This is a genomic window from Mycolicibacter acidiphilus (genome assembly GCF_018455725.1).
Taxonomy (GTDB): domain Bacteria; phylum Actinomycetota; class Actinomycetes; order Mycobacteriales; family Mycobacteriaceae; genus Mycobacterium; species Mycobacterium acidiphilum.
Map to the genome: position 1 here is coordinate 155,697 of NZ_JAHCLR010000005.1, position 25,473 is coordinate 181,169.

The following is a 25,473-nucleotide window of genomic DNA, read 5'->3' on the forward strand; positions in this document are numbered from 1 at the left end:
ATGACCGATTCCACCCTGTTCGCCGACGCGATGCGGCTCACCGTGCTCGACGGCGGCGGTCCCGACGGCGACACCGTGAGTTTCGCCGGTGAGCTCAACGAGCACTGGACGATCGGCCCGAAGGTGCACGGCGGCGCGATGCTGGCGCTCTGCGCGAACGCCGCCCGCACCGCGCACGGTGACGCGGCGGGAGTCCAGCAGCCGGTGGCGGTGTCGGCCAGCTACCTGGGCGCACCCGACCCCGGTCCGATGCGGCTCACGACGTTCCTCCGCAAGCGGGGGCGGCGGATCAGTGTGGTCGACGTCGAACTGAGCCAGGGAGACCGCACCGCGGTGCATGCGGTGGTGACGCTCGGTGAGCCGGAACACCATGCGCCGCCGCTGCTGTCGGTGAACCCGGTGGTGCCGCTGATGACCCCGGAGCCGCCGCCGGGCCTGGAGCCGATCGGCCCGGGACACCCGATGGAGCACGTCGTGCACCTGGCGCACGGCTGCGACATTCGGCCGGCGCTGACCACCCTGGGGCCGCGCTCCGACGGGGGACCGCCGGTGATCGAGATGTGGGTCCGCCCGAAGGACGCCGCGCCCGACGTGCTGTTCGCGCTGCTCTGCGGCGACGTCTCGGCGCCGGTGACGTTCGCGGTCAACCGGATGGGCTGGGCGCCGACCGTGCAGCTCACCGCCTACCTGCGGGCGATGCCGGCCGACGGCTGGCTGCGGGTCATCTGCACCACTATGCAGATCGGGCAGGACTGGTTCGACGAGGACCACATCGTCGTCGACTGCGAGGGCCGGATCGTCGTGCAGACCCGTCAGTTGGCGATGGTCCCCGGCCGGTAACGCTTCCCCGCCGGCTTCTTGCGGGCGGCCCGCCGCGCCCGGCTGGCGCCGTTCTCGCGATCACCCGGTGTCTTCGACGGGCGGCCCGCGTCGCCCGGCTGGCGCCGTTCTCGCGACCGCCCGGGGGTCTGACATGCTGGTCGGCATGGCGAGAATCGCGATCATCGGCGGCGGAAACATGGGAGAGGCCCTGCTGGGCGGTTTGCTGGCAGCCGGCCGTCCGGTCAAGGACCTGGTGGTCGCCGAGCAGTACCCGGAGCGGGCCAAGCAGCTCTCCGCCACCTATTCGGTGTTGGTGACCACGGTCGCCGACGCGATGGAGAACGCGGATGTCGTCGTCGTCGCGGTCAAGCCGCCGGACGTCGACACCGTCGTCGCCGAGTTCGCCAAGCTGGTCACCGGCGCGACCGGCGACAAGCCGGACCCGGTGCTGGTGACGATCGTCGCCGGCGTCACCACCGGCTACCTGGAGTCCAAGCTGCCCGCCGGTGCTGCCGTGGTGCGGGTGATGCCGAACACGCCGGTGAAGGTGGGGGCCGGGGCCAGTGCGCTGTGCCGGGGCCGGTTCGCCACGCCCGAGCAGGTCACGCAGGTCGCCGAGCTGTTCGAGTGCGTCGGCAGCGCGGCGATCGTGCCCGAGGACCAACTGGACGCGGTGACCGCCGTCTCCGGTTCCGGGCCGGCGTATTTCTTCCTGCTGGTCGAGGCGCTGGTGGACGCCGGGGTGGCGGCCGGGCTGAGCCGTCCGGTGGCCACCGATCTGGCCGTGCAGACGATGGCGGGGTCGGCGCAGATGCTGCTCGATGAGCGCGGTGATTCCGCGCCGGCGCTGGACACCACTGCGGCGCGGCTGCGGGCCATGGTGACCTCGCCCGGTGGCACCACTGCCGCTGCGCTGCGCGAACTGGAGAGCGGCGGTCTGCGGACGGCGGTGGACCGGGCCGTGCAGGCAGCGAAAACCCGCTCTGAGCAGCTAAGAATTACATCAGAGTAATTCACTTATTTTTCACATATTGGCTCTCACCAGTCGCAATAACCCCATTCGTCCCGCTATTCTCCTCTATGTCTGTGCGTGTGGGTGCCGCGGAGGGGAAGCCGTCGGGACTGCACGTGCCTGATTGAAATGGGTAACGATGACGTCTATGAACGGGCCTTCGGCGCGGGATTCGGCTGGCGGTAGACCACTGCGGGATGCCACTGCCGGCGACCAGCAGGGTCGGACGCAATTCCTGACGGTGGCCGAGGTGGCCGCGCTGATGCGGGTCAGCAAGATGACGGTGTACCGCCTGGTGCACAACGGCGAGTTGCCCGCGGTGCGGGTGGGGCGGTCCTTCCGGGTGCACGCCAAGGCCGTGCACGACCTGCTGGAGACCTCCTTCTTCGACGCGGGCTGACGCCCGGCGTCGACAGGTAAGCAGCCTCCCGGGCGTCGCCGCACGGTGACGTCCGGGATTGGCTGCTGCCCGGGACCGTGCGGTCCCGGTTTTCCGGTCTGCTCGGGTGTCCGGGTAAAGTGGCCGGGTCGATCAGATCAGTTGAGCAGCGCCCTGCGGCGCGGGCGGAAGCAGATAGCGGAGTTCATGGGTTCAGTCATCAAGAAGCGGCGCAAGCGCATGTCGAAGAAGAAGCACCGCAAGCTGCTTCGCCGGACCCGCGTGCAGCGCAGAAAACTCGGTAAGTAGTTCGCCGCACACCCCGCCGCCACGACGGTCAGATCCCGGTATTGCTTTTCCGGGGTGGCCGTTAGGCTGGCGGGGTGGATTCGGCCGGCCCCCCCAGTGACAGCACTCGAAGCGACAGTCGGCACTACCCGAAGGTCGTGCTGGTCACCGGTGCCTGCCGGTTTCTGGGCGGCTATCTGACCGCCCGGCTCACCCAGAACCCGTTGATCAATCGGGTCATCGCGGTGGACGCGGTGATGCCCAGCAAGGACATGCTGCGCCGGATGGGGCGCGCCGAGTTCGTTCGCGCCGACATCCGTAATCCGTTCATCGCCAAGGTGATTCGGAACAGTGAAGTCGACACCGTGGTGCACGCCGCCGCGGCGTCGTACGTGCCGCGATCCGGCGGGGGAGCTGCGCTCAAGGAGCTCAACGTGATGGGCGCCATGCAGCTGTTCGCCGCCTGCCAGAAGGCGCCGTCGGTGCGCCGGGTGGTGCTCAAGTCCACGTCGGAGGTGTACGGGTCGTGCTCGCGGGACCCGGTGCTGTTCACCGAGGACAGCACCAGTCACCGGCCGCCGAGTTCGGGGTTTCCCCGCGACAGCATCGACATCGAGGGCTACGCCCGCGGGCTCGGCCGACGCCGGCCCGACATCGCGGTGACGATCCTGCGGATGGCCAACATGATCGGCCCCGCAATGGATACCGCGCTCTCGCGCTACCTCGGCGGGCCGCTGGTTCCGGTGGTGCTGGGCCGCGACGCCCGGCTGCAGCTGCTGCACGAGCAGGACGCGCTGGGCGCCCTGGAGCGCGCCACGATGGCCGGTAAGGCCGGCACCTTCAACATCGGCGCCGACGGGATCATCATGATGTCGCAGGCGATCCGCCGGGCGGGCCGGGTTCCGGTGCCGCTGCCCGGGGTCGGGCTGTGGCTGATGGACTCGCTGCGACGGGCCAACCACTACACCGAGATCAACCGGGAACAGCTGGACTATCTGAGCTTCGGCCGGGTGATGGATACGACTAGAATGCGAGTCGACCTCGGGTACAGCGCCAAGTGGACCACCGCTGAGGCGTTCGCCGACTACGTGCGAGGTCGTGGTCTCGATCCGATCATCGAACCCAAGTGGGTGCGTTCGATGGAGCAGCGCGCCATTGCCGCCGCGCAGGCTCTGGGTGAGATCGGCGTGAACAAGGTGTGGGGAGGATAACGGCGTGGGCGACGATTCCAAAGCCAAAGTGATTCCGCTGCACAAGAATTCAACTCGCGCCGCACGCGGGCACAGCCGCCCGGTCGCGGGCCGGGCGCCGCGTGCCTCCGCCGAGCAGATCGCCGCCGTCGTCCGCGAGATCGATGAGCTGCGCGCCGCCGCCGGCGGGCCGGCCGCCGAGCCGTCGCCGAACGAGTTCGCCCGCCGGGTCGCCGCGGCCGTCACGTTCCTGCGCGAGCGGATCACCGGGGACTACCAGGTCGACGAGTTCGGCTTCGACCCGCACTTCAACGAGGCCATCGCGCTGCCGATCCTGCGGGTGCTGTTCCGGGACTGGTTCCGGGTCGAGGTCAGCGGCATTGAGAACCTTCCGCTGGACGGGCCGGCGCTGGTGGTCGCCAACCACGCCGGGGTGCTGCCGATCGACGCGCTGATGCTGTCGGTGGCGGTGCACGACGAGCATCCCTCGCACCGCGACCTGCGGATGCTCGGCGCCGACCTGGTCTTCGATCTGCCGGTGGTCGGTCCGGCCGCCCGCAAGGCCGGCCACACCGTGGCCTGCATGGCCGACGCGCACCGGCTGCTGGGCGCCGGGGAGCTGACCGCGGTGTTCCCGGAGGGTTACAAGGGGCTGGGCAAGCGGTTCAAGGACCGCTACAAGCTGCAGCGGTTCGGCCGCGGCGGCTTCGTCTCCGCGGCCTTGCACACCAAGGCGCCGATCATCCCGTGCTCGATCGTCGGCTCGGAGGAGATCTACCCGATGCTGGCCGACGTCAAACTGCTGGCGCGGCTGCTGGGCGTGCCGTACTTCCCGGTCACGCCGCTGTTCCCGCTGGCCGGCCCGGCCGGGCTGGTGCCGCTGCCGTCGAAGTGGCACATCGCCTTCGGAGAGCCGATCGAGACCGCAGACTACGAGCCCGGCGCCGCCGAGGACCCGATGGTCACCTTCGAGCTGACCGACCAGGTGCGCGAGACCATCCAGCAGACCCTGTACCGACTGCTGGCCGGCCGCCGCAACATGTTCTTCGGCTGACGTTCCCGACTACCGTGCAGAGTTGACCGGCCCCACCTGCGGGTTCGCCGGTGCGTTGCGCACGCTCGCCGGAGGGGCGGGCTACTTCTTGCCCAGCGCCTTGGCGCGCATCGCCTCGAGCGCGGCGATCGTCTTGGCCTCGGTCTCGGCGTCCTGGTTGGCGGACTCGCCGAGCATGGTGACGACGCTGGTCACCACCGGCTTACCGTCGGCGTCGGTGACCTCGCTGCGGACCTCGCTGACCACCGTGCCGTGCGACTCGATCACCGAGTCGAGGTACGTGTCGAAGTACAGCTTGTCGCCGGCCTTGATCGGCCGGTGGAAGGTGAACTTCTGGTCGCGGTGCAGCACTCGGGCGATGTTGATCGGGAGGTCGAACTTGTCGAAGATCTCCAGCTGCACCTGCCGGCCGGCGACCGCCAGGAACGTCAGCGACGCCACCAGTTCGTCGTAGCCGGCGTCGGCCGCGGCGCGCTCGTCGAAGTGCGCGGGGTGAGTGTCCTTGACCGAGCGGGCGAACTCCCGAATCTTCTCCCGGCCGACCTCGAAATAGTCCGGAAACCGGTAATGGGCTCCGATGATCCCCTGCGATTCGGTATGCGCTTCCATGCCGGTCTGCCCTCCGCTCAGCCGTGGTGCTCGGCGGCGGAAGCCTATCAGCGCAGGGGGTGCGGGTGTGCGTTCGGAGTGGACGAGGGACTGCCGTCGGCGATGTAGCCCTCCGCCGGCCGCAGTGTGTAGCCGTCGCCGATCGTGTCGGTGCGGTAGAAGGCCTCGAACAGGTCCGCGGCTTCATCCGCGCTGAACACCTCGTGACGCGTCACCGTCTGGGTGCTGCTGGGCAGGACGATTTCGACGTCACGCTCGGCAGTGCCGGTGTGACGGTGACCGAGAACCGAACGCACGGAAACGACACCGCCCGCAGCCTGCGCGGGTTGACGGATCTCGATCACCATCGCCTCGGCTGTGCCAGCGGCCTGCAGATATCGCTCGGTAGCCGCGGCCTGCGGTTCGCCGTCAGGAACGCGGGCACTCAGGATCACCGCCCACGGGTCACAACCGTCCATTCGAGACAGCTCCAACCGCATGCTGCCTCGATGGTGTTCCCGGCTCAACCCGGTGGGCGAGCACGACCGGGACTCGTAGAGAACCTGGTAGTCGTGGGTCGGGAGCAGGCTGGCCGTGAATGCCGCATACGCCTCAGGCCCCTTGGCGTAGGCCGCCAGGTACTTGAGCACATCAACCTCCGACCACATCCCCCCGCCCTCACCACGGGCTATCGCGTCCTCCGCGACAGCAACGGCGTCGGTAGTGCGCCCGGCGGCGATCAGCGCCGTCACCATGCGGGTGAGAGCGCTGCTGGGGGCGATGTGCTCGGGGGAGTCCTCCAGCGCTAACACGTAATCAGCAGGCGTCGGGTGGGCGGCAACGAAATCGGCGCGGACCCGCTCGAACTCATCGAGGATCGGCTCCCAGTCCGGGGCACCGGTCACCAGAACATCCCGCGAGCCACGGTGCACGCGCAGCGACGAGACGGTGAAGGCGCCGTTGATGCGGCGGTTGATCCGCATCCTCGGCCCGAAGACCACATCGGGCAGAAATGCAGTCCAAAGGATCTCGTCGACGGCCAACGGTTTGATGTCGACCCGCCAGCCGATACGCAGCCGATCCGGGTTCTCCGAGTCAACCCCTATCCCCGGGCCGATGGAGGTGATGTAGACATCGTCGAGCACGAACCCGCACTCACTGACGAACCGCATCCCACGGCCACGGCAAGCCGGGCGGAAGGCATCCCACCACGCCCGCCTCGCCGCTGATCGCGTATCCATGCTCCTCCGGCTGCTACAGCTGACCTGATACCTGGGGACGTAGGTCGATGTTGCCGCCGTCTTTGGTGAAGCCCTGCTCGGGGCGGAGCGTGTAGCCGGGTGGGATGTCACCGGTCTTGTAGTAGCTGTAGAACAGTTGGGCGGCCTCGTCAGCGTCGAAAAGTTGTTGGCGGCTTCGCATTTCGGTACTTCTCGGCAGCACGATCGGCACGTCCTGAACCTCATCGCCGTCGTGCGGGTGGCCGATGACGTAGCGCACCCAATCAACCCCCCACTGGGCTCCGCCGGCCTTGCAGATCTCCACCGTCATCGCATCGGCACGCCCGAGTGCTTGCAGGTACTCCCGATCAGCACCAGCAGCGACACCTTCCTTGTAATCCATGCCAGGAGGAAGCGCCCACAAAAGCAGCACAAAGTGCTCGACACCGTCGAACCTGCGCAGCACCCGGGAGAACTCATCGAGGTCGGTCCAGTCTAACGAGCAGACTTGGCCGCTGCTGTATTGGAGGACATGGGTAAAGACGGCCATATCGGCAAATGTATCTGTTCGGTCCGACACATCGCACCCTGTCTACGGTGATCCGGCAGTCAGGTGATCGGCTCCTGTTGGTCGCGGTGCCGGACGGACCCACGGGTGCGCCGAGCGGGATCAGCAGTGACCCGCCGGGTGGTCGTCACCTCGCCGTGGCGGTGACGGCCTGGAATGTGTGGTGAATGGTGTTGCTCAGCCGGGCGATATCGTCGGCGAGATCGGCTTGGTGGTCGGCGTCGATGAACAGGGTGTGTTCGATAAGCAGTCCCTGCCCGGCCGCGGGTATCGGGGCCGTGGTGTAGGTGCTGTACTGGCCCCAGATTCGCCGGTGGCCGGCGGTGAAGTAGCCGCTGGCGCGCACCGCGGTGACTCCGGGTGTCGGCGGTGTCGTCAGTGTCGTGGTGGTGATGTTCTGGGCGTTCAGGCCGCGCAGGGTGCAGTCGGCATTGGCGTGGATGACCTCGGCGGGCAGGGTGCCGGTGAACCGGTAGACGCTGATGGTTTCGCAACCAGCCCAGCCGTGGCCAGGGTTGTGGCCGTAGACGGTGATCCGTGCGGGACGTTGTGGGCTGTTATCCAGGCGGGCCGGTCGCCATCCTGGGGGTACTCCGCAGGTCGTCACCCATTCGGGGGCATCATCGGAGCCGAGTTCGACCAGGTCATCGACGTGAGCGGCCACCAAGGCTGCGAGCGAAGGTGTCGTGAGCAGCTGCGCAGCTGCCGTTCCCGGGTGTTCTGGTGAGGTCATGTTGGTGAAAGTAGCGTTGCCAGCAATGCCAGGACGGCACCGAAGCCCAGTGTGGTGCCACCGACTTCGCCGGCTTGTTTGAGCTGCTCGGGAGTCGGACCGCTGATCGGCGGTGGGTGCAAGGTGACCGTGGTGCCGGCTGGCGGCTCAGTGGCGATCGGCAACTGTGTCAGCTCCGGTGGGAGCAGGTCGAAGCTTTCCGGCGGCATCGCCGCAGCGCCCGGCGGCAGCAGTGGCAACTCTGAAGATGTGGGCGGCAACACGACCGGGGCAGGGTGATCCAGCGGCGGCATAGGCGGCGCAGTCGCGGGGTGATCCAGGACCGTCGGCCCCGCTGGCTGTGGGCTGATAACCGGTGCCGGACTCCCACCCGTAGCGGTTCCCGCGGCGGCACCCCCATCAGCACCCGCCACCGACGGCGGAACGAAAGCCGGGGCATCAATCTTTCGAGCCGTGATGACTTCTACGGGTTGACCGTTGAGTGTTCCTCGGGCTGGCGTGTTCGGAGAGACGGTTGTGTCGAAGATTCGTTGGCTGGGGGTCCAGTTGGCCCCGCCGGATTTGACCTCGATGCCTCGGTACTGGCCGGGGTGTCCGGGGAGGGGCTCTAGAGCGTCGTAGTAACGATACCGGATCTCCCCTGTTTTCGGATCAGTCATCGCCACCCTGATCTGCTGGCGGATCACCGACGTGTGGTTGTCTTTCTCGTATTGCTTCAACCTCTCTTCGGCAGCTGCTGCACCGTCTGCGCTGCCGGTGTTGCCCTTGGTGTAGTGGCCGAGGTTGTTCCTACCCGGATATCTAGGGTTGGGGTCGTAGGGCCGGCCGGCGCCGCCGTCTGCGCCGGCTGGTTCAGTGGGGCCTTCCGATGGGGCTTGTTTCCAGGTGTGGTCGACGAGTTGGATGCCGTGGCCATTGTTGGCGCGGATGGGTGTTTCGGTGAACTTCAGGGTGCCGAAGCTGGCGGTGGCGGTAGCGAGCTTGCTGGTGGTGTCTTGGTCGATGTAGACCATGCTGGCGGCTTGGACACGGATTTTGGCGGTGAGCTCGTTGGCCTGTGGTTGCAGTCGTACCGCCTCCTCCCAGGAGCGGCCGGGGGTGTGCGCATTGCACACGAGGTCTTGGCGGACTTCGAACCCGGCTGCGCGTGCTTCGGCGACCCCGCCCAGGGTGGCGGTCCTGGCCAGCAGCATGTTCTCAGCACCGCGGCGGGCGATGCCGGCTGCGGTGATGCGTTGTTCGGCTTCGCGCACGGCGATGACCCGATCGGCATCGGAGCGCCGGTAGGCGGCGTTGTAAGCCTGCCCCTGCCAGGGCGCAGTGCTGATGATCTCGTGGGCCTCGGTGAAGCAGTGTCTGATCCGGGCGGCCTGGGCGGTGAGGTAGTCGGCGAGGTCGGTGAGGTGATCGACGGTGGTCGCTTCGATCTCAGCCAGGCTCGGCAACCCGTCGATCACCGGCTACACAACCTGGCCGCTGAGCGTCGACGCGGTGGCGGTGTCGGTGCGGGTATAGGTCGCGGCGGCCACCGCAACTTTGGTGGCGGTGGCACGCATCCGGCCGGTGAGCGTCGTTTCGTCAGCGACAGCACCTGCGCGTGCGGTGGCCGCGACAGTGATACTGGATTGCCACGACTGGCCAGCAGCAGTCGGTGGTGCTGGTTGGGCGCCGGTGAGTTGGTCACCCAGTGCCGCGATGTGGCCTGCGGCCTGGCGCAGACCGACCGGGTTGACCCGTTGCGGTTCCACGCCGAGCAGTCTAAAGGCAATGGATCGCGGTCCCCAGCAAGCTACGCGCGCTCGTTCCGGTGCGCCAGGGCAGCGGCCAGGGCGCCGCCCACCGCACCAAGCGCCAGCGCTGACGGCACCCCGATCCGGGCGGCCTTACGGGCGGTGCGGAAATCGCGGATCTCCCAGCCGCGTTTGCGCGCCAGCTCCCGCAGTGCGGCGTCGGGGTTGATCGCCACCGCGGTGCCGACCAGCGACAGCATCGGCACATCGTTGAAGCTGTCGGAGTAGGCCGTGCAGCGGCGCAGGTTCAGCCCCTCCCGGATCGCCAGCGACCGCACCGCGTGCGCCTTGCCGGGACCGTGCAGGATCTCCCCGACCAGCCGGCCGGTGAACACCCCGTCGACCGATTCGGCGACCGTGCCCAGCGCACCGGTCAGCCCCAGCCGGCGGGCGATGGTCTCGGCCAGCTCGTACGGGGTCGCGGTGACCAGCCACACCTGCTGACCGGCGTCCAGGTGCATCTGGGTGAGCTCGCGGGTGCCGGGCCAGATCTTGTCGGCGATGATCTCGTCGTAGATCTCCTCGCCCAGGTCGACCAGCTCCGAGGTCGGCCGGCCCTCGATGAACGCCAGCGCCTTGCGCCGCCCGGCGGCGACGTCCTCGCTGTTCTCCCGCCCGGTGAGCTGAAACTTGGCCTGCGCGTACAGGAAACCCAGCACGTCCCGGTAGGTGAAATAGTCGCGCGCAGCCAGCCCCCGGCCGAAGTGCACCATCGACGAGCCCTGCACCAGGGTGTTGTCGACGTCGAAGAACGCCGCGGCGGTCAGGTCGACCGGTGGCGGTGCGGTGGCGGGCACACCGGCCAGGGCGCGATCGGCGCTGGCGTCGGCGGTCAGCGCCTCCAGAGCGTCGTAACCCGTGTGGTCTGAGCCGGGGGGTGTCATCCCGCGCCTCCTTCCGCCGTGCCGCCCGCCGCGGGCGACCGAAGTCAACCCTATCGGGCGTCGCCGTCGGGGGCCGTCAGGTGATCGTGCAGGTCACCTCGGAAGTCGAGCATCGAGTAATCCCGGAAAGCGAACCGCCACGCGTCGCCGACCCGTTCGAACTCGTCGTGGTAGCGCCCGGCCGCGATCGCCTGCAGCGGAACGGTCCCGGTCTGCTGGAACACCGTGTAGTACGACCGGCAGGTCGCGGTCCCGGCCGTCTCGTCGATCGTCAGGATCGGGTTGGTGATGACGTGCTTGGTGCGCGGGGTGCCGTCGGGATGGATCCGCACGTGCCGGCGCCAGATGCCGAGCAGCCCGGCGCTGTCGATCAGGGTGCCGGCGGCGTCGACCTTGATCCGGGCGTGCGCGAACAGCGCTGCGGCCGCGTCGAAGTCGCCGGCGTCCAGCAGCTCGGCGTAGGAATACAGCAGGTTGGTGATCGCGACCGCATCGGAGCCCATGCCTCGAGTGTGTCCCAGCCGGCCGGTGCGCACCTGCCAGACTGGGGGGATGAGCCGCGCCCAGGTGGAACTGCTGACCCGCGCCGGCTGCGCGGTCTGCGAAACGATGCGCGCCCAACTCACCGCGCTCGCCGCCGAACTCGACTTCGACCTGCGCAGCACCGACGTCGATGCCGCCGCCGCGGCCGGGGATGCGGCGCTGCGCGCGGAGTTCGGTGACCGGCTGCCGGTGGTGCTGCTCGACGGACGCGAGCACAGCTACTGGGACCTCGACGAGCCGCGGCTGCGGGCGGATCTGGCCGCCCGCGGGTGAACGCCGCGGCCGGTGCGCCGAATCGGCGCGAATTTGGTGGGCCAGCGCCTTAACCTCTACCGTGGGGTGAAGTTTGTGCACTGGTGACAGCAAGGATCGGACCAGGTGATATTGCCGTGAGCGTCCTGCTTTTCGGGGTCTCGCACCGCAGCGCGCCGGTCTCGGTACTGGAGCAGCTGAGCACCGGTGAGTCGGACCAGGCCAAGATCGTCGATCGGCTGCTCGCCTCGCCGCTGGTCAGCGAGGCGATGATTCTGTCGACCTGCAACCGGGTCGAGATCTACGCCGTCGTCGAGGCGTTCCACGGCGGCCTGTCCGCGATCGGGCAGGTGCTCTCCGAGCATTCCGGCATGGCGATGGCCGACCTGACCAAATACGCCTACGTCCGCTACAGCGAGGCCGCCGTCGAGCACCTGTTCTCGGTCGCCAGCGGCCTGGACTCGGCGGTCGTCGGAGAGCAGCAGGTGCTGGGGCAGGTGCGCCGTGCCTACGCCTCCGCCGAAGCCAACAGCACGGTCGGCCGGGTACTGCACGAACTCGCCCAGCGGGCGCTGTCGGTAGGTAAGCGGGTGCACTCCGAGACCGGGATCGACGCCGCCGGCGCCTCGGTGGTCTCGGTCGCGCTCGACATCGCCGCCGGCCAGATCGGTGCCGACGCGCTGGTGGGTCGCACCGCCGTGGTGATCGGCGCCGGGTCGATGGGCGCACTGTCGGCCGCGCACCTGGCGCGCGCCGGGGTGCGCCACATCCGCGTCGTCAACCGCACGCTGCCGCGGGCGCAGCGACTGGCCCGCAAGATCCGGGAGTACGACATCACCGCCGAGGCGCTGACGCTGGACGGGGTGGCCGGCGCGCTGGCCGACGCCGACGTCGCGGTCTGCTGCACCGGTGCGGTCAGCCCGGTCGTGACACTGGCCGACGTGCACCACGCGCTGGTCGGTGCCGACCGCGACGAGGCCACCCAGCCGCTGGTGATCTGCGACCTGGGCATGCCGCGTGACGTCGACGCCGCCGTCGCCGGGCTGCCGGGCGTGGTGGTCATCGACATGGACCGGATTCAGCGCGAGCCGTCGGTGCAGGTGGCCGCGTCCGACACCGACGCCGCACACGGCATCGTCGCCCGCGAGGTCGCCACCTACCTGGCCGGCCAGCGGATGGCCGAGGTCACCCCCACCGTCACCGCGCTGCGCCAGCGCGCCGCCGACGTCGTCACCGCCGAACTGCTGCGGCTGGATCACCGGCTGCCGGACCTGGACACCGCCCACCGTGAGGAGGTGGCGCGCACCGTGCGCAGGGTCGTCGACAAGCTGCTGCACGCCCCCACCGTGCGGGTGAAACAGTTGGCCGGCTCACCCGGCGGCGACAGCTACGCCGAGGCGCTGCGGGAGCTCTTCGAGCTCGACCCGACCGCCGTGGACGCGGTGGCCAGCGCGGGCGAACTGCCGGTCATGCCGGGGCAGGGCACGCCGAACACCGAGCCGGGCTCATCGGGTAGCGACGTTGGCTGAGGTAATCCGGATCGGCACCCGCGGCAGTCTGCTGGCCACCACTCAGGCCGGCACCATCCGGGACGCGCTGATCGCGATGGGCCACCCCGCGGAACTGGTGATCATCAGCACCGAGGGTGACCGCTCGGCGGCGCCGGTCGCCGAGATCGGGGTGGGGGTGTTCACCGCGGCGCTGCGTGAGGCGATCCTCGACGGCCGCGTGGACGCCGCCGTCCACTCGCACAAGGATCTGCCGACCGGCGAGGATCCGCGGTTCGTCATCGCCGCGATCCCGCCCCGGGAGGACCCGCGCGACGCGCTGGTGGCGCGCGACGGGTTGGTGCTCGGCGAGCTGCCGGCCGGCTCGGTCGTCGGCACGTCGTCGCCCCGGCGGGCCGCACAGCTTAGAGCACTGGGTCTCGGTTTGGAAATTCGCCCCCTACGAGGCAACCTAGACAGCAGGTTGAACAGGGTAAGCAGCGGCGAACTCGACGCAATCGTGGTAGCTCGGGCGGGTTTGGCCCGGATCGGGCGCCTCGAAGCCGTCACCGAAGCGCTGGAGCCGGTGCAGATGTTGCCGGCGCCGGCTCAGGGGGCGCTTGCGATCGAATGCCGCGCAGGTGATACCGCACTGGTCGCGGTGTTGGCGGAGTTGGACGACGCCGACACCCGTCGGGCGGCCACCGCGGAGCGCGCCCTGCTCGCCGAACTGGAGGCGGGTTGTTCCGCACCGGTGGGCGCGATCGCCGAGGTGGTCGAGTCCATCGATGAGGACGGGCATGTCTTCGAGGAGCTGTCGCTGCGCGGTTGCGTGGCGGCGCTGGACGGATCCGACGTGATCCGCGCGTCCGGCATCGGCAGTCCGGACCGAGCCCGAGAACTGGGTGTCTCGGTCGCGGCGGAACTGTTCGAGTTGGGTGCGCGGGAACTGATGTCGGACGCGCGGTGAAACACCCGCGCGGGGAAGTGACTGGGAGTAGCGAATGGCTCGCCAAGTGAGCGTGCGGGGGCAGAAGCCCAAGCCGGGCCGCATTGTGTTCGTCGGTTCGGGTCCCGGTGACCCGGGCCTGCTGACGATGCGGGCGCGGACGGCGCTGACGAACGCCGCGTGCGTCTTCACCGACCCCGACGTGCCGGAAGCGGTGCTGGCGCTGGTCGGCACCGACCTGCCGCCGATCGTCGGCCCGGCACTGCCGGACAGCAAGCCGGCTGCGGTCGCCGGTGACGGTGCCGACGCCACGGCCGACGACGACACCGCGGCCGACGACACCGACACCGAGGCCTCCGCGGCCGCCGGCGGCGCGGACATCCGCCCGGCGCTGGGCGAGCCGGCCGAGGTCGCCAAGATCCTGGTCGCCGAGGCCAAGACCGGCGTCGACGTGGTGCGCCTGGTCGCCGGGGATCCGCTCTCGGTCGACTCGGTGATCACCGAGGTGAACGCGGTGGCGCGCACCCAGCTGCACTTCGAGATCGTGCCCGGGCTGCCCGCCACCAGCGCGGTGCCGACCTACGCCGGTCTGCCGCTCGGCTCGTCGCACACCGTCGCCGACGTGCGCGACCCCCAGGTGGACTGGGCGGCGCTGGCCGCGGCCCCGGGGCCGCTGATCCTGCAGGCCACCACGTCGCACCTGCCGGACGCGGCCCGCACCCTGATCGAATACGGGCTGTCCGACGCCACCCCGTGCGTCGTCACCACGTCGGGCACCACCTGCTCGCAGCGCTCGCTGGAGTCCAGCCTGGGCGGCCTGACCGAGGCGTCGGCGCTGGCGCCGATCGACCCGGTGATCTCGCCGAACGGGCAGGAGACCAGCGCCGGCCCGCTGGTGGTGACGATCGGCAAGACCGTCAGCAACCGGTCCAAGCTGAACTGGTGGGAGAGTCGCGCGCTGTACGGCTGGACCATTCTGGTGCCGCGCACCAAGGACCAGGCCGGTGAGATGAGCGACCGGCTGGTCGGACACGGCGCACTTCCGATCGAGGTGCCGACCATCGCCGTCGAGCCGCCGCGCAGCCCCGCCCAGATGGAGCGGGCCGTCAAGGGTCTGGTGGACGGCCGCTACCAGTGGGTGGTGTTCACCTCGACCAACGCCGTGCGCGCCGTGTGGGAGAAGTTCGCCGAGTTCGGTCTGGACGCCCGGGCGTTCTCCGGGGTGAAGATCGCCTGCGTCGGCGAGGCCACCGCCGAGCGGGTCCGCGCCTTCGGGGTCAGCCCGGAACTGGTACCGGCCGGCGAGCAGTCGTCGCTGGGACTGCTCGACGAATTCCCGGACTACGACGAGATCTTCGACCCGGTGAACCGGGTGCTGCTGCCGCGCGCCGACATCGCCACCGAGACGCTGGCCGAGGGGCTGCGCGACCGCGGCTGGGAGATCGAGGACGTCACCGCCTACCGCACCGTGCGGGCGGCACCGCCGCCGGCCAACATCCGCGAGATGATCAAGACCGGCGGGTTCGACGCGGTCTGCTTCACGTCGTCGTCGACGGTGCGCAACCTGGTCGGCATCGCCGGCAAGCCGCACACCCGGACCATCGTGGCCTGCATCGGCCCGAAGACCGCGGAGACCGCCGCGGAGTTCGGCCTGCGGGTGGACGTGCAGCCGGAGACCGCGGCGATCGGTCCGCTGGTCGACGCGCTCGCCGAGCACGCCGCAAGGCTGCGGGCCGAGGGCGCGCTGCCCCCGCCGCGTAAGAAGAGCCGCCGGCGGTGATCGCCGTCGCGTTGACTCTGCGCGCACGGCGGAAAAGTGTGAGTAACCGCCGCCGTCAACGCAGAGTCAACGCGAGATGACTCTCGGCGGCTACCCGCGGCAGCGGCCGCGCCGGCTGCGCTCCACCCCGGCGCTGCGCCGACTGGTGGCGCAGACCTCCTTGGAGCCACGGCATCTGGTGCTGCCGATGTTCGTCGCCGACGGCATCGACGGGCCCAAGCCCATTCCGTCCATGCCCGGGGTGTACCAGCACACCCGGGACTCGCTGCGGGCCGCCGCTTCGGATGCGGTGACCGCCGGGGTCGGCGGACTGATGCTGTTCGGGGTGCCGCACGCTGACGACAAGGACGCCGCAGGCACCGTCGGCACCCACCCCGAGGGCGTGCTCAACACCGCACTGCGTGACCTCGCGAAAGATCTCGGCGACGCGACCGTGCTGATGGCCGACACCTGCCTGGACGAGTTCACCGACCACGGCCACTGCGGGGTGCTGGACGCTCAAGGCCGGGTGGACAACGACGCCACCCTGGCCCGCTACGTGGAACTGGCGGTCGCCCAAGCTGATTCAGGCGCGCAGGTGGTGGGGCCCAGCGGCATGATGGACGGCCAGGTCGCGGCGATCCGGGACGGGCTGGACGCCGCCGGGCACGTCGACACGGTGATCCTGGCCTACGCCGCGAAGTTCGCGTCGGCGTTCTACGGGCCGTTCCGCGACGCGGTGGACTCCACCCTGACCGGGGACCGTCGCACCTACCAGCAGGAGCCCGGCAACGCCCGCGAGGCGCGCCGCGAGATCGTCCTCGACTTGGACGAGGGCGCCGACATCGTGATGGTCAAACCCGCCCTGGGCTACCTGGATGTGGTCGCCGCCGCCGCCGAGATGTCCCCGGTGCCGGTGGCCGCCTACCAGGTGTCCGGGGAGTACTCGATGATCGCCGCCGCGGCCGCCAACGGCTGGGTGGACGGGCGGGCCGCCGCACTGGAGTCGCTGATCAGCATCCGCCGCGCCGGTGCCGACATCGTGCTGACCTACTGGGCGGCCGAAGCCGCCGACTGGCTGGCATGACCGGCCCGGCTCAGCAACCCCCGCCGCCCGCCCGGACCCGGCCCGCCGACGTCGACACCGGCTTCTGGCTGTGGGCGGCGGCGCTGCCGCTGATGACGACCGGCTACGCGGTGAACCTGCTGACGTCACCGGAAGCCACCGGCAACCCCGTCTTCTACCCGATCGTCGGACTGACTGCGGTGGTGATGGTCGTCGTGGTGCTGACGTTCCTGATGCTGATGCGCTCCGGCTACCGGTGGGCGCGCACGGTGCTGACCGGCGGTGGCATCGCGGCGGTGGTGTCCGCGCTGAACTCGCTGTCCGAGGCCGACCCCCGGCCGGCCGTCGCGCTGACGACGGCGGTGACCGGCATCGTCGGGTCGGTGCTGATCGGCGGCGGCGTCCTGGTGCTGCACCGGGCCGCCGCGCAGGAGTATTTCACCCGGTGAGCGGTTGCGCGCCGGGTCAGGCAGACTGACGGGCGTGATTCTGGACGGTTCGCACCGCGGGGCGGGGCACAGGTGAGCGACGCGCGACTGTTCCACGAAAGCGGCGCCAGCTGGGCCTGGGTGCTGCTCGGCCCGGCCGCCGCGGTGACGATGCTGCTGCTGCAGCACGCCGGCGGGTACGGTTGGCGACCGCTGATCCCGCTCGTGTTCCTGGTGGTGGTCTCCGGCTTCGTGGGGTTGCAGGTGGCGGCGACGCGCGTGCACGCCTCGGTGGAGCTCACCGAGCAGACGCTGCGGGAGGGCACCGAGACCATCGCGGTCGACGACATCGTGCTGGTCTACCCGGAGGCGGGCCGGCCCAGCAACTGGCGCCGGGGTGAGCCGGAGAAGTGGCAGGAGGCCAGGGCGCTGGGGGAGCTCAGCGGCGTGCCGGTCCGCCGGACGGGTATCGGGCTGCGGCTCAAGGACAAACGCACCGTCCAGGCCTGGGCGCACAACCACCGCGCGCTGCGGGCGGCGCTGACGCCGCTGGTGCAGGAGCGCTACGGGTTCCTCGAACCGTCCGACTTCACCGCGATCGACGACGGGGAGCCGGAGTGAGCCGGCCCGGCGCCCGCGCCGCCGTCGAACTGGCCCTGGCGGGCGTGGCGGCGCTGTGCTCCGCGGCGGCCTGGTCGCACGTCCGCTACCGGGTGCTGGTCGCGCCGGTGATCGACGGCGAGCCGGTGACCTCTTCGGTGGCGTTCCGGCCGCCGCTGCTGGCGCTGTCCCTGCTGCTGGCCACCGCCGCCGGGGTGCTGGTGGTGGTCGCGGCGGCGCGTGTCCGGCGGGCCGTGGTGGTGCGGCGCCGAACACTTCCCGCCGCGGTGAGCACCGCGGGTGTGAGCGTCGACACAACCGTCAAAATACCCTAGGGGGGTATTATCGGCGGGGTGACCACCACCGACCTCGAACTGCGCGGAATGACCTGTGCCTCCTGTGCGGCGCGGGTGGAGAAAGGGCTGAACGCCCTCGACGGCGTGCACGCCACGGTGAACCTGGCGGTGGAGCGCGCCCACGTCGAACACGAATCCGGGGTGACGCCGGCGGACCTGGTGCGGGCGGTGGAGTCCGCCGGCTACCAGGCCTCGGTCATCGGGGCCGATCCCGCGGGCGCCGAACCCGCCGCCGAACCCGGGGACGGCCTGCTGCCCCGGCTGATCGGTTCGACACTGCTGAGCGTGCCGGTGGTGGCGCTGTCGATGGTGCGGGCCTGGCAGTTCGGCGGCTGGCAGTGGCTGGTGTTCGCGCTGACGACGCCGGTGGTGTTCTGGGGCGGCTACCGGTTCCACCGGGCAGCGGTGCGCAACGCCGCACACGGCGCCTCCACGATGGACACCCTGGTCTCGCTAGGCACCCTGGCCGCCTACCTGTGGTCGGCGGTCGCGGTCAGCACCGGCTACGCCTTCGGGGAAGGTCACGTGTACTTCGAGGTGGCCGCCGTGGTGACGGTGTTCCTGCTGGCCGGCCGCTACGCCGAGTCGCACGCCAAACGCTCCGCGGGTGCGGCGCTGGCGGCGCTGCTGGAACTGGGCGCCAAGGACGCCGCGGTGATGCGGCGTGGCGAGGACGGTAAGCTCGCCGAGGTGCGGGTGCCGATCGCCGACCTGGCCGTCGGGCACGTGATCGTGGTGCGGCCCGGTGAGCGGATCGCCACCGACGGGGTCGTCGTCGACGGCAGCACCGCGCTGGACACCTCCGCGCTGACCGGTGAATCGCTGCCGGTCGATGTCGCCGAGGGCGATGCGGTGCTCTGCGGGGCGCTGAACACCTACGGGCTGGTGCTGGTGCGCGCCACCAAGGTCGGCGCCGACACGCAGTTGGCCCGGATGGGCAAGCTGGTCACCGACGCCCAGAACGGCAAGGCCGCGGTGCAGCGGCTGGCCGATCGGGTGTCGGCGGTGTTCGTGCCGGCGGTGCTGGTGATCGCGGCGCTCACCCTGGCCGGCTGGCTGGTGGCCGGGCAGCCCGTCACGGCGGCGTTCACCGCGGCGGTGGCGGTGCTGATCATCGCCTGCCCGTGCGCACTCGGCCTGGCCACCCCGACCGCGATCCTGGTCGGCACCGGCCGCGGCGCCCAGTTGGGCATCCTGATCAAGGACCCGCGGGCCCTGGAGAACGTGCACGGCATCGACACCGTGCTGCTGGACAAGACCGGCACCGTCACCACCGGGGTGATGATGGTCGGCAACCTGGCTGTCAACCGGGGCGAGGACCCCAACACCGTGCTGGGCTGGGCCGCGGCCGTCGAATCCGGGTCCGAGCACCCGATCGCCGCCGCCGTCGTCGCCGCCGCGAAGGCCACCGGGGTGGCCGTCCCGAAGGTGACCGACTTCGCCAATCGGCCCGGCCACGGCGTGACCGGGATGGTCGACGGCGTGCAGGTCGACGTCACCCGCTCGTCGGCAGCCCACGAGACCGGCACCGCGATCGACGTGTCCTGGGCGGGCAAGGAGCGCGGCACGATCACGCTGACCGACACCGTGCGGGAGACCAGCGCCGACGCCGTGGCGACACTGCAGGCGATGGGCATCACCCCGATGCTGCTCACCGGTGACGGCGGCACGGTGGCCCGCAAGGTGGCCAAGGACGTCGGGATCGACCCGGCGAACGTGATCGCCGACGTGCTGCCCACCGACAAGGCCGACGTCGTCAAGCGGCTGCAGGCGAAGGGCCGGCGGGTGGCGATGGTCGGCGACGGCGTCAACGACTCGGTCGCGCTGGCCACCGCCGACATCGGGATGGCGATGGGCACCGGCACCGACGCCGCCATCGAGGCCGGCGACCTGACCCTGGTCCGCGGCGACCTGCGCACGGTGCCGACCGCGCTGCGGCTGTCGGCGCGCACGCTGCGGATCATCCGGCAGAACCTGGTGTGGGCGTTCGGCTACAACGTCGCGGCGATCCCGCTGGCCGCCGCCGGCCTGCTCAACCCGATGATCGCCGGCGCGGCGATGGCGTTCTCGTCGGTGCTGGTCGTCACCAACAGCCTCCGGCTGCGCCGGTTCTCGTAGATTTCGGCGCGTTTCGTCCCGCTCAGCGCGCCGAAACGCGCCGAAATCGCACGGGGGTGGGGGTCACGAGTCGAGCCAGGCCAGTTCGCCGGGCAGCTGCGCCCGCCAGTAGTCGACGTCGTGCCCGCCGGGGGAGAAGCCGCCCGCCGGGCGCGGATTGAGCCGGCTGACGAACTGGCTGGTCGCCGGGTAGAACGGGTCGGAGGTGCCGCAGTCCACCCGCAGCGGGATCGGCGCCAGCTGCGGGATCAGGCTGTAGGCCGAGCTGGTCCGAAAGTCGTCGACGCTGTCGAACGCCCCCGGCGGCGCCCCGAAGTAGGTCAGGTACAGCGACGGGCTGATCGCGCAGATCCCGGCGGTGCGGGCCGGACCGAGGCGGGTGCCGAGCAGCAGCGAACCGTAGCCGCCCATCGACCAGCCCATGAACCCCACCCGCGAGGTGTCGATGTTCTTGGTGGCCAGCATCGGGATCAACTCGGACAGCACCATCGCCCCGGAGTCGGTGCCGTTGGCGTGCCGGCGCCAGTAGGTGTTGCCGCCGTCGACGGCCACCACCGCGAACGGCGGCCGCCCGGCCGCCGCCAGCTGCGCCAGCTGCTCCTCCACCCCGAGGTCCATCACCCAGTTGGCGTCGCCGTCCTTGCAGTGCAGGGCGATCACCGGCCGCAGCGGCGCCGTCTGACCGGGCGGACGGGCGATGATCCAGTTGGTCTCCAGGCCGCCGCGGGCCGCGGAGACGAACGTCCCGGATTCCCGGGTCGGCCAGACACTGCCGGACGCCGACTGATCGGTCGGGGCCGGTGCCGCCGACGAGCGGAATGGGCCGGCCAGTGCGCCCGCCGCGAACGCCCCCGCCACCCCGGCGCCGAGACGCAGCGCGGTACGACGGTTCAGTTCAGGCATGCCCACCATCATCGCCCGCGGCCTCGATCACGCCGCACAGCCACGCCGTTTCAGGCCGGTGGCGGTCCGTACTGTTCGCGGAACGCCTCCACGGTGTAGCTGACGACGGTGGCCTCGCTGGGGGTGCGCACCGAAGCGCCGTGCGGGATGCGGACCATCGGCCCCAGGTCGCCGTCGTAGTCGCCGGGCTTGCCGATCTTCAGCAGTCCGCCGGCGCTGCCCGCCGACTCCGGGGCGATCTCCACCTCGCCGTCGGTGACGACATAGATCAGGTCCTCGATGCTGGCCTGGTCGAGCAGTACCGCGCCCCGGGTCAGCCGCACCGGTGCCGGCGGCGGACCCTGCGGTGCCGACTGCGTGGGCGGGGCGAACGTGGTCGGACCGGTCGGGTGGGTGGTGCGCGGGCCCGTGTTGAGGTCGATCACGATGTCGGCGAGCGGCACCACCCGGCTGTCGTGGGTGGCGACGACGACGACGCGGTCGCCGGCGGCCAGGGTCCGCAGCAGCCGCACCACCTCCTCGGCGCGGACGAAGTCCAGTTGCGCGGTGGGTTCGTCGGCCAGGATCAGCGGGGGATCCAGCGCCAGCGCCCGCGCCACCGCCACCCGCTGCTGCTGGCCGCCGCTGAGCTGGCCGGGCCGGTGCTCGGTGCGGTCGGCCAGGCCGACCTGGGTGAGCAGTTCGCGGGCGCGTTCGCTCGCCTGCCACTGCGTCCACCCGGCCGCCCACATCGGCACCATCACGTTCTCCAGCGCGGTCAGGCTGGGCACCAGGTTGAACGCCTGGAACACGATGCCCACCGTGCGGCGCCGGTAGCCGGTCAGGTCGCGCCGGCCCAGGCCGGTGACGTCGGTGGCCCCGAACTGGATCTGGCCGCTGGTCGGGCTGAGGATGCCGCCCAGGCAGGACAGCAGCGTGGTCTTGCCGCAGCCGCTGGGCCCGAGCAGCACCACCAGCGAGCCGGACGGAACCTGCAGGTTCAGTCCGTTGATCGGCCGCACCGGTTCGCCACCGCCGCTGCTCGGGTATTCGATCACCAGGTCGGTGATGCGCAGGTCGCCCATCCGCTACGGCCCCCCGAACGCCATCACCGGGTCGACGGTCACCGCGTGTCGCAACCCGGCCAGGCTGGCCAGCAGACCGATGACCACCGCGGTCAGCATCAGCAGCGCGAACGACGATCCGGTCACCGCCACCAGCATCGGGAACGCCGGGCCCATCGCCACCGCCAGCACCCCGCCCAATAGCGCCGCGGCCACCGCGACCACCACCGACTGCAGCGCCAGCCCGGACAGCACCATCCCGGTCGTCACCCCGAGCGCCTTGAACACCGCGAAGTCGCGGGTGCGCTCCAGCGCCGACAGGTAGATCAACGACCCGACGATCAGCCCGGCGACCCCCCACAGCAGCACCGACATGTAGGACAGCGCCATCTGCGCCCCGGCCAGCGGCCGCACCATGTCGTCGATCGCCCCGGTGCGGTCCACCGTCCGGTAGCCCTCCGGCATCTGGTCGGGCAGGCCGCGCAGGCCGATCGCGGAGACCACCGGCTGCCCGGAGTACATCAACTGCTGGGCGCCGACGACGCTCAGGAACGCGTTGGGCTGGCCGGCCAGCGTCGTCGACTTCTCCACCAGCCCGACGATGTGCAGGGTGGTTGTGCCGAGTTTGACCTCGTCGCCGACCGCCCGCTTCAAGGTGGTGGACATGGCGATCTCGTCGGGGTGGCTCGGGGCGCGGCCGGACTTGATCGGCGGCATCGCCGACGCCGGCACCCCGTAGATGTTCACGTTCTGCGGCACGGCGCCGTCGTCGAGGATCGTGTTGCCGTAGACCACCGGCAGCGCGGTCTGCACGCCGGGCAGCTTGGCGATGACGTTGGCCTCGGACTCGGCGAACCGTGACGAGCCCATGAACGGCCCGACCGCCGCGGTCTGGATCAGATAGGTGTCGATGCCCAGCGCGTCGACGACGTTCTTCGCCTCCACCCGGAAGCCGTGCGTCAGGCCGGCCAGCACCAGGGTCAGGGCGAAGACCAGGCCCGTGCCGACGGCGGCGACGATGAAGCGGCGAAGTCGCCACTGCAGGTCCCGCAACGCGGTCATCAGCATCCGCACGCGCGCATGGTATCCCAGCGGAGGAGTGTGACCGGGGTCCCGCCGGGGTCGCCCGCCACGAACCGGATTAAATGTGAAATCGCTGGTAGAAGGTCGACTTTTCGGTTACAAATGTGATGACGACGGTTCTGGTACGCCCGTTCGCATCGAGGAGCAGCCCATGACGCAGCGCATGCCGCCGTCGGGCCGGGGCTGAGCCGATGGATTTCGCCGCGATTCCGCCGGAGGTCAACTCGATCCGGATGTATTCCGGACCGGGTTCGGCGCCGCTGCGGGCCGCGGCGGCCGCGTGGAGTGGGCTGGCCGGTGAGTTGCAGGCGGTGGCCGCCGCCTATGAGTCGGTGATCGCCGAACTGACCGAGCAGGCGTGGCTCGGACCCTCGTCGCAGGCGCTGGCCGCGGCGGTCACCCCGTACGTGGGCTGGCTGTCCGGCACCGCGGGGCAGGCTGAGCAGACCGCGGCCCAGGCCAACGCCGCCGCCGCGGCCTACGACGCGGCGTTCGCGATGACCGTGCCGCCGTCGGCGGTCGCTACCAACCGGGCCAACGTCGAAGTGCTCAGCGCCACCAACGTGTTCGGGCAGCACACCCTGGCGATCGCCGCCCTGGAAGCGCTGTACGGCGAGATGTGGGCGCAGGACGCCGCCGCCATGTACGGCTACGCCGCAGCCGCGGTGCCCGCCGCGCAGCTGGGCGCGTTCAGTCCACCGCCGCAGACCACCCGGCCGGACGGCCCGGCCCACCAGGCCGCGGCGACCGCCCAGAACGCTGTCGGCTCCGCGGCGCAGACCGCCCTGTCACAGCTCGCCCAGCACGTCGCCCCGGCCGCGGTCGCCGGGTCGGCGCAGGGCATCGAGGATCTGTTCACCCTGCCCAGCTTCTCCGACCTCGCCGGGGTGAACGTCCTGTCGGCGCTGAGCGTGGGCCTGTCCGCGGCGGCGTGGGCGGCCGCGGACGGCAGCACCCGGGAGATCCTCAACTCCGAGGACCGCACTCAGGACATCGCCTACGACATCCTGCACGCCATCGACCTGTTCTCGCCGCTGACGCCGTCGCGGCCGGCCGGCGCGGTGGGCTGGTCGGCTCCGATGGCGGCCGGCCTGGGGGACGCGCTCTCGGTCGGGCGGCTGTCGGTGCCGATCAGCTGGGCGGCGACCGCCCCGGAGATCCGCAGCCTGTCCTACACGACGCCGCTGGCCGGCCCGGCGGCCGGCGCCGGTGCGGTGCCGGGCGCGTCGGCGGCCGGGCTGGGCCAGGCGTTCAGCCAGATGGGGCTCGCCGGGATGGGCGGCAGTGCACTGGCCGGGTCGGTCAGCCGCACGCAGGGCGAGAAGGCAGCGGTTGCCGCCCCGCAGCGGGTGCGGGCGGCGGCCGGGGCTGCCGGTGCGGAGCCCGACCCGGACGCACCGGCACCCGAACCGACCGTGATGGGCATCGCCGCGGAGATCAGGGAGTTCGCCGACCTGCGCGACCGCGGGCTGATCAGCGCCGACGAGTACAACGAACAGAAGCTCCGGCTGCTGGGGCGCTGACCGGCAAGCGCGGAAACGTTCCGGTATTCATTCCGCATTTGCGACGATTGTCGGTGACTTCGTCCCGCGCTTGTGGCTCCCGGTCGACGTGATTAAGCTCCCCGTTTATCGGTTGTGGTCGCAGGAGGGTCGGGGAGTGGCAGGTCGTCAGGTCAAGAAGAGTCGTATCGGCACGTTCCTCGCGCTGGGGATGACGCCGCTGGTCGGGGCGGTTCCCGCGCACGCCGAGGCCGATGACTGGCTGCAGCCGATCATCGACGCCGTCAGCCAGACCGCCGACCCGGCCGCGCTGAGCCTCACCGACCCCGGTCTGGGCGATGTGGACCTGTCCGGCATCGCCGCGGCCGGCGACCCGTCGGAGACCTTCGACCTGATGGTGAACTCGATCTACACCTACATCTCGGCGGGCGAGGCCGTACTGGCCGGCGCGGTGCAGGCCCTGGTGTACCCGACGATCCATGACCTCGGCGAGGAGTGGATCAGCAGCCCGTTCGGTCAGGCGATCGACCCGATCATCAACACCGCGTTCGCCATCGACGGGCACTGCGGGCTGATCTGCAACGGCGTCGCCGGCACCTTCGAGCACCCGGACGGCGGCGACGGCGGTTGGCTGTTCGGCGACGGCGGCAACGGCTTCAACGCCACCTCCCTCGACGGCGACACGGTCACCACCGTGGCAGCCAACGGTGGGACCGGCGGCGACGCCGGCATGTTCGGCAACGGCGGCGCCGGCGGCGAGGGCGGCACCGCCGCCGACGGCCACGGCCTCGACGGCGGTGCGGGCGGCCTCGGCGGCACGATCCTGGGCAGCGGTGGCGCGGGCGGCGACGGCGGC

The 25,473-nt window shown here is 70.5% G+C and carries 28 protein-coding genes; 17 read left to right on the top strand and 11 right to left on the bottom strand.

What is annotated here, in order from left to right:
- The 6 genes from KIH27_RS04825 (at position 1) to KIH27_RS04850 (ending at position 4,745) form a co-directional block, all read left to right on the top strand.
- Positions 1-840, top strand: coding sequence for a thioesterase family protein (locus KIH27_RS04825; RefSeq protein ID WP_214091788.1), 840 nt, complete (start codon positions 1-3; stop codon positions 838-840).
- 145 nt (positions 841-985) lie between these two features.
- Entirely contained in the window at positions 986-1,834 is an 849-nt protein-coding gene (proC, locus tag KIH27_RS04830) for a pyrroline-5-carboxylate reductase (protein ID WP_214091789.1), read from the top strand.
- Positions 1,835-1,973: 139 nt separating this feature from the next.
- Positions 1,974-2,234 (top strand): helix-turn-helix domain-containing protein, encoded by a 261-nt coding sequence (locus KIH27_RS04835; RefSeq protein WP_214091790.1) that lies wholly within the window; start codon positions 1,974-1,976, stop codon positions 2,232-2,234.
- A 186-nt stretch (positions 2,235-2,420) separates the two neighbouring features.
- Complete coding sequence (locus tag KIH27_RS04840; RefSeq protein ID WP_003402602.1) at positions 2,421-2,522, top strand: 30S ribosomal protein bS22; 102 nt, start codon at positions 2,421-2,423, stop codon at positions 2,520-2,522.
- 74 nt (positions 2,523-2,596) lie between these two features.
- Positions 2,597-3,712, top strand: a complete 1,116-nt coding sequence (locus tag KIH27_RS04845) for an SDR family oxidoreductase (protein WP_214091791.1) — start codon at positions 2,597-2,599, stop codon at positions 3,710-3,712.
- 37 nt (positions 3,713-3,749) lie between these two features.
- Positions 3,750-4,745, top strand: coding sequence for a lysophospholipid acyltransferase family protein (locus KIH27_RS04850; protein WP_250149599.1), 996 nt, complete (start codon positions 3,750-3,752; stop codon positions 4,743-4,745).
- A gap of 81 nt (positions 4,746-4,826) precedes the next feature.
- On the opposite strand, the gene KIH27_RS04855 is transcribed toward KIH27_RS04850, so the two are convergent.
- The 8 genes from KIH27_RS04855 to KIH27_RS04890 all read right to left on the bottom strand — a co-directional run bounded on the left by KIH27_RS04855 (position 4,827) and on the right by KIH27_RS04890 (position 11,031).
- The gene (locus KIH27_RS04855) at positions 4,827-5,354 is read right to left on the bottom strand and encodes an FAS1-like dehydratase domain-containing protein (RefSeq protein WP_214091793.1); all 528 of its coding nucleotides are present in this window, start codon (positions 5,352-5,354) and stop codon (positions 4,827-4,829) included.
- Between the two features lie 47 nt (positions 5,355-5,401).
- Positions 5,402-6,505 carry a hypothetical protein gene (locus tag KIH27_RS04860; protein WP_214091794.1) on the bottom strand — a complete coding sequence of 368 codons (1,104 nt, stop codon included), beginning with the start codon at positions 6,503-6,505 and terminating at the stop codon, positions 5,402-5,404.
- 82 nt (positions 6,506-6,587) lie between these two features.
- Complete coding sequence (locus KIH27_RS04865; protein WP_214091795.1) at positions 6,588-7,103, bottom strand: hypothetical protein; 516 nt, start codon at positions 7,101-7,103, stop codon at positions 6,588-6,590.
- A gap of 145 nt (positions 7,104-7,248) precedes the next feature.
- Positions 7,249-7,854: a hypothetical protein gene (locus KIH27_RS04870; RefSeq protein WP_214091796.1), complete on the bottom strand. Its 606-nt coding sequence runs from the start codon at positions 7,852-7,854 to the stop codon at positions 7,249-7,251.
- Entirely contained in the window at positions 7,851-9,311 is a 1,461-nt protein-coding gene (locus tag KIH27_RS04875) for a hypothetical protein (RefSeq protein WP_214091797.1), read from the bottom strand. The genes KIH27_RS04870 and KIH27_RS04875 overlap by 4 nt, the downstream gene beginning before the upstream one ends.
- A 3-nt stretch (positions 9,312-9,314) precedes the next feature.
- Positions 9,315-9,602 carry a hypothetical protein gene (locus KIH27_RS04880; protein WP_214091798.1) on the bottom strand — a complete coding sequence of 96 codons (288 nt, stop codon included), beginning with the start codon at positions 9,600-9,602 and terminating at the stop codon, positions 9,315-9,317.
- 41 nt (positions 9,603-9,643) lie between these two features.
- On the bottom strand, positions 9,644-10,528 hold the full coding sequence (locus tag KIH27_RS04885) for an HAD family hydrolase (RefSeq protein WP_214091799.1): 885 nt from the start codon (positions 10,526-10,528) through the stop codon (positions 9,644-9,646).
- A gap of 50 nt (positions 10,529-10,578) precedes the next feature.
- A complete protein-coding gene (locus tag KIH27_RS04890) occupies positions 10,579-11,031 on the bottom strand; it encodes a nuclear transport factor 2 family protein (protein ID WP_214091800.1) in 453 nt (150 codons plus the stop codon).
- Between the two features lie 49 nt (positions 11,032-11,080).
- Between KIH27_RS04890 and KIH27_RS04895 the strand changes: the two genes are divergently transcribed.
- The 9 genes from KIH27_RS04895 (at position 11,081) to KIH27_RS04935 (ending at position 20,086) form a co-directional block, all read left to right on the top strand.
- On the top strand, positions 11,081-11,344 hold the full coding sequence (locus tag KIH27_RS04895; protein WP_214091801.1) for a glutaredoxin family protein: 264 nt from the start codon (positions 11,081-11,083) through the stop codon (positions 11,342-11,344).
- Positions 11,345-11,460: 116 nt separating this feature from the next.
- A complete protein-coding gene (locus tag KIH27_RS04900) occupies positions 11,461-12,852 on the top strand; it encodes a glutamyl-tRNA reductase (protein ID WP_214091802.1) in 1,392 nt (463 codons plus the stop codon).
- Entirely contained in the window at positions 12,845-13,780 is a 936-nt protein-coding gene (gene hemC / locus KIH27_RS04905; RefSeq protein ID WP_214091803.1) for a hydroxymethylbilane synthase, read from the top strand. The genes KIH27_RS04900 and hemC overlap by 8 nt, the downstream gene beginning before the upstream one ends.
- A gap of 34 nt (positions 13,781-13,814) precedes the next feature.
- On the top strand, positions 13,815-15,539 hold the full coding sequence (locus KIH27_RS04910; protein ID WP_214091804.1) for a bifunctional uroporphyrinogen-III C-methyltransferase/uroporphyrinogen-III synthase: 1,725 nt from the start codon (positions 13,815-13,817) through the stop codon (positions 15,537-15,539).
- Between the two features lie 76 nt (positions 15,540-15,615).
- On the top strand, positions 15,616-16,605 hold the full coding sequence (gene hemB / locus KIH27_RS04915) for a porphobilinogen synthase (RefSeq protein WP_214091805.1): 990 nt from the start codon (positions 15,616-15,618) through the stop codon (positions 16,603-16,605).
- The gene (locus tag KIH27_RS04920) at positions 16,602-17,033 is read left to right on the top strand and encodes a hypothetical protein (protein WP_214091806.1); all 432 of its coding nucleotides are present in this window, start codon (positions 16,602-16,604) and stop codon (positions 17,031-17,033) included. The genes hemB and KIH27_RS04920 overlap by 4 nt, the downstream gene beginning before the upstream one ends.
- Positions 17,034-17,105: 72 nt before the next feature.
- On the top strand, positions 17,106-17,633 hold the full coding sequence (gene mce1N / locus KIH27_RS04925; RefSeq protein ID WP_214091807.1) for a transport-regulating membrane protein Mce1N: 528 nt from the start codon (positions 17,106-17,108) through the stop codon (positions 17,631-17,633).
- Positions 17,630-17,947: a hypothetical protein gene (locus tag KIH27_RS04930; RefSeq protein WP_214091808.1), complete on the top strand. Its 318-nt coding sequence runs from the start codon at positions 17,630-17,632 to the stop codon at positions 17,945-17,947. The genes mce1N and KIH27_RS04930 overlap by 4 nt, the downstream gene beginning before the upstream one ends.
- Before the next feature lie 48 nt (positions 17,948-17,995).
- A complete protein-coding gene (locus tag KIH27_RS04935) occupies positions 17,996-20,086 on the top strand; it encodes a heavy metal translocating P-type ATPase (RefSeq protein WP_214091826.1) in 2,091 nt (696 codons plus the stop codon).
- 63 nt (positions 20,087-20,149) lie between these two features.
- Here KIH27_RS04935 and KIH27_RS04940 read toward each other — a convergent pair whose 3' ends face one another.
- Genes KIH27_RS04940 through KIH27_RS04950 form a run of 3 tightly spaced genes read right to left on the bottom strand, consistent with a single transcriptional unit; the run spans position 20,150 to position 23,100 of the window.
- Positions 20,150-20,998 carry an alpha/beta hydrolase gene (locus KIH27_RS04940; protein ID WP_284144686.1) on the bottom strand — a complete coding sequence of 283 codons (849 nt, stop codon included), beginning with the start codon at positions 20,996-20,998 and terminating at the stop codon, positions 20,150-20,152.
- Positions 20,999-21,039: 41 nt separating this feature from the next.
- Entirely contained in the window at positions 21,040-22,053 is a 1,014-nt protein-coding gene (locus KIH27_RS04945; protein WP_214091810.1) for an ABC transporter ATP-binding protein, read from the bottom strand.
- Positions 22,054-22,056: 3 nt separating this feature from the next.
- Positions 22,057-23,100, bottom strand: coding sequence for an ABC transporter permease (locus KIH27_RS04950; RefSeq protein WP_214091827.1), 1,044 nt, complete (start codon positions 23,098-23,100; stop codon positions 22,057-22,059).
- A gap of 206 nt (positions 23,101-23,306) precedes the next feature.
- Here KIH27_RS04950 and KIH27_RS22940 point away from each other — a divergent pair, with 206 nt between their 5' ends.
- Together KIH27_RS22940 and KIH27_RS04960 are read left to right on the top strand one after the other, a co-directional pair.
- Entirely contained in the window at positions 23,307-24,638 is a 1,332-nt protein-coding gene (locus KIH27_RS22940) for a PPE family protein, SVP subgroup (RefSeq protein ID WP_214091811.1), read from the top strand.
- A 136-nt stretch (positions 24,639-24,774) separates the two neighbouring features.
- On the top strand, positions 24,775-25,473 hold a 699-nt coding region (locus KIH27_RS04960), incomplete at its 3' end, for a PGRS repeat-containing protein (RefSeq protein ID WP_372451300.1).

Coding starts and splice junctions, on each gene's coding strand:
- KIH27_RS04895 (WP_214091801.1), top strand. CDS start 11,081: ATGAGCCGCGCCCAGGTGGAACTGCTGACCCGCGCCGGCTGCGCGGTC.
- KIH27_RS04920 (WP_214091806.1), top strand. CDS start 16,602: ATGACCGGCCCGGCTCAGCAACCCCCGCCGCCCGCCCGGACCCGGCCC.
- KIH27_RS04860 (WP_214091794.1), bottom strand. CDS start 6,505: ATGCGGTTCGTCAGTGAGTGCGGGTTCGTGCTCGACGATGTCTACATC.
- KIH27_RS04950 (WP_214091827.1), bottom strand. CDS start 23,100: ATGCTGATGACCGCGTTGCGGGACCTGCAGTGGCGACTTCGCCGCTTC.
- KIH27_RS22940 (WP_214091811.1), top strand. CDS start 23,307: ATGGATTTCGCCGCGATTCCGCCGGAGGTCAACTCGATCCGGATGTAT.
- proC (WP_214091789.1), top strand. CDS start 986: ATGGCGAGAATCGCGATCATCGGCGGCGGAAACATGGGAGAGGCCCTG.
- KIH27_RS04945 (WP_214091810.1), bottom strand. CDS start 22,053: ATGGGCGACCTGCGCATCACCGACCTGGTGATCGAATACCCGAGCAGC.
- KIH27_RS04825 (WP_214091788.1), top strand. CDS start 1: ATGACCGATTCCACCCTGTTCGCCGACGCGATGCGGCTCACCGTGCTC.
- KIH27_RS04855 (WP_214091793.1), bottom strand. CDS start 5,354: ATGGAAGCGCATACCGAATCGCAGGGGATCATCGGAGCCCATTACCGG.
- hemB (WP_214091805.1), top strand. CDS start 15,616: ATGACTCTCGGCGGCTACCCGCGGCAGCGGCCGCGCCGGCTGCGCTCC.
- KIH27_RS04940 (WP_284144686.1), bottom strand. CDS start 20,998: ATGGTGGGCATGCCTGAACTGAACCGTCGTACCGCGCTGCGTCTCGGC.
- KIH27_RS04840 (WP_003402602.1), top strand. CDS start 2,421: ATGGGTTCAGTCATCAAGAAGCGGCGCAAGCGCATGTCGAAGAAGAAG.
- KIH27_RS04885 (WP_214091799.1), bottom strand. CDS start 10,528: ATGACACCCCCCGGCTCAGACCACACGGGTTACGACGCTCTGGAGGCG.
- KIH27_RS04835 (WP_214091790.1), top strand. CDS start 1,974: ATGACGTCTATGAACGGGCCTTCGGCGCGGGATTCGGCTGGCGGTAGA.
- KIH27_RS04910 (WP_214091804.1), top strand. CDS start 13,815: ATGGCTCGCCAAGTGAGCGTGCGGGGGCAGAAGCCCAAGCCGGGCCGC.
- KIH27_RS04870 (WP_214091796.1), bottom strand. CDS start 7,854: ATGACCTCACCAGAACACCCGGGAACGGCAGCTGCGCAGCTGCTCACG.
- KIH27_RS04865 (WP_214091795.1), bottom strand. CDS start 7,103: ATGGCCGTCTTTACCCATGTCCTCCAATACAGCAGCGGCCAAGTCTGC.
- KIH27_RS04935 (WP_214091826.1), top strand. CDS start 17,996: ATGACCTGTGCCTCCTGTGCGGCGCGGGTGGAGAAAGGGCTGAACGCC.
- KIH27_RS04890 (WP_214091800.1), bottom strand. CDS start 11,031: ATGGGCTCCGATGCGGTCGCGATCACCAACCTGCTGTATTCCTACGCC.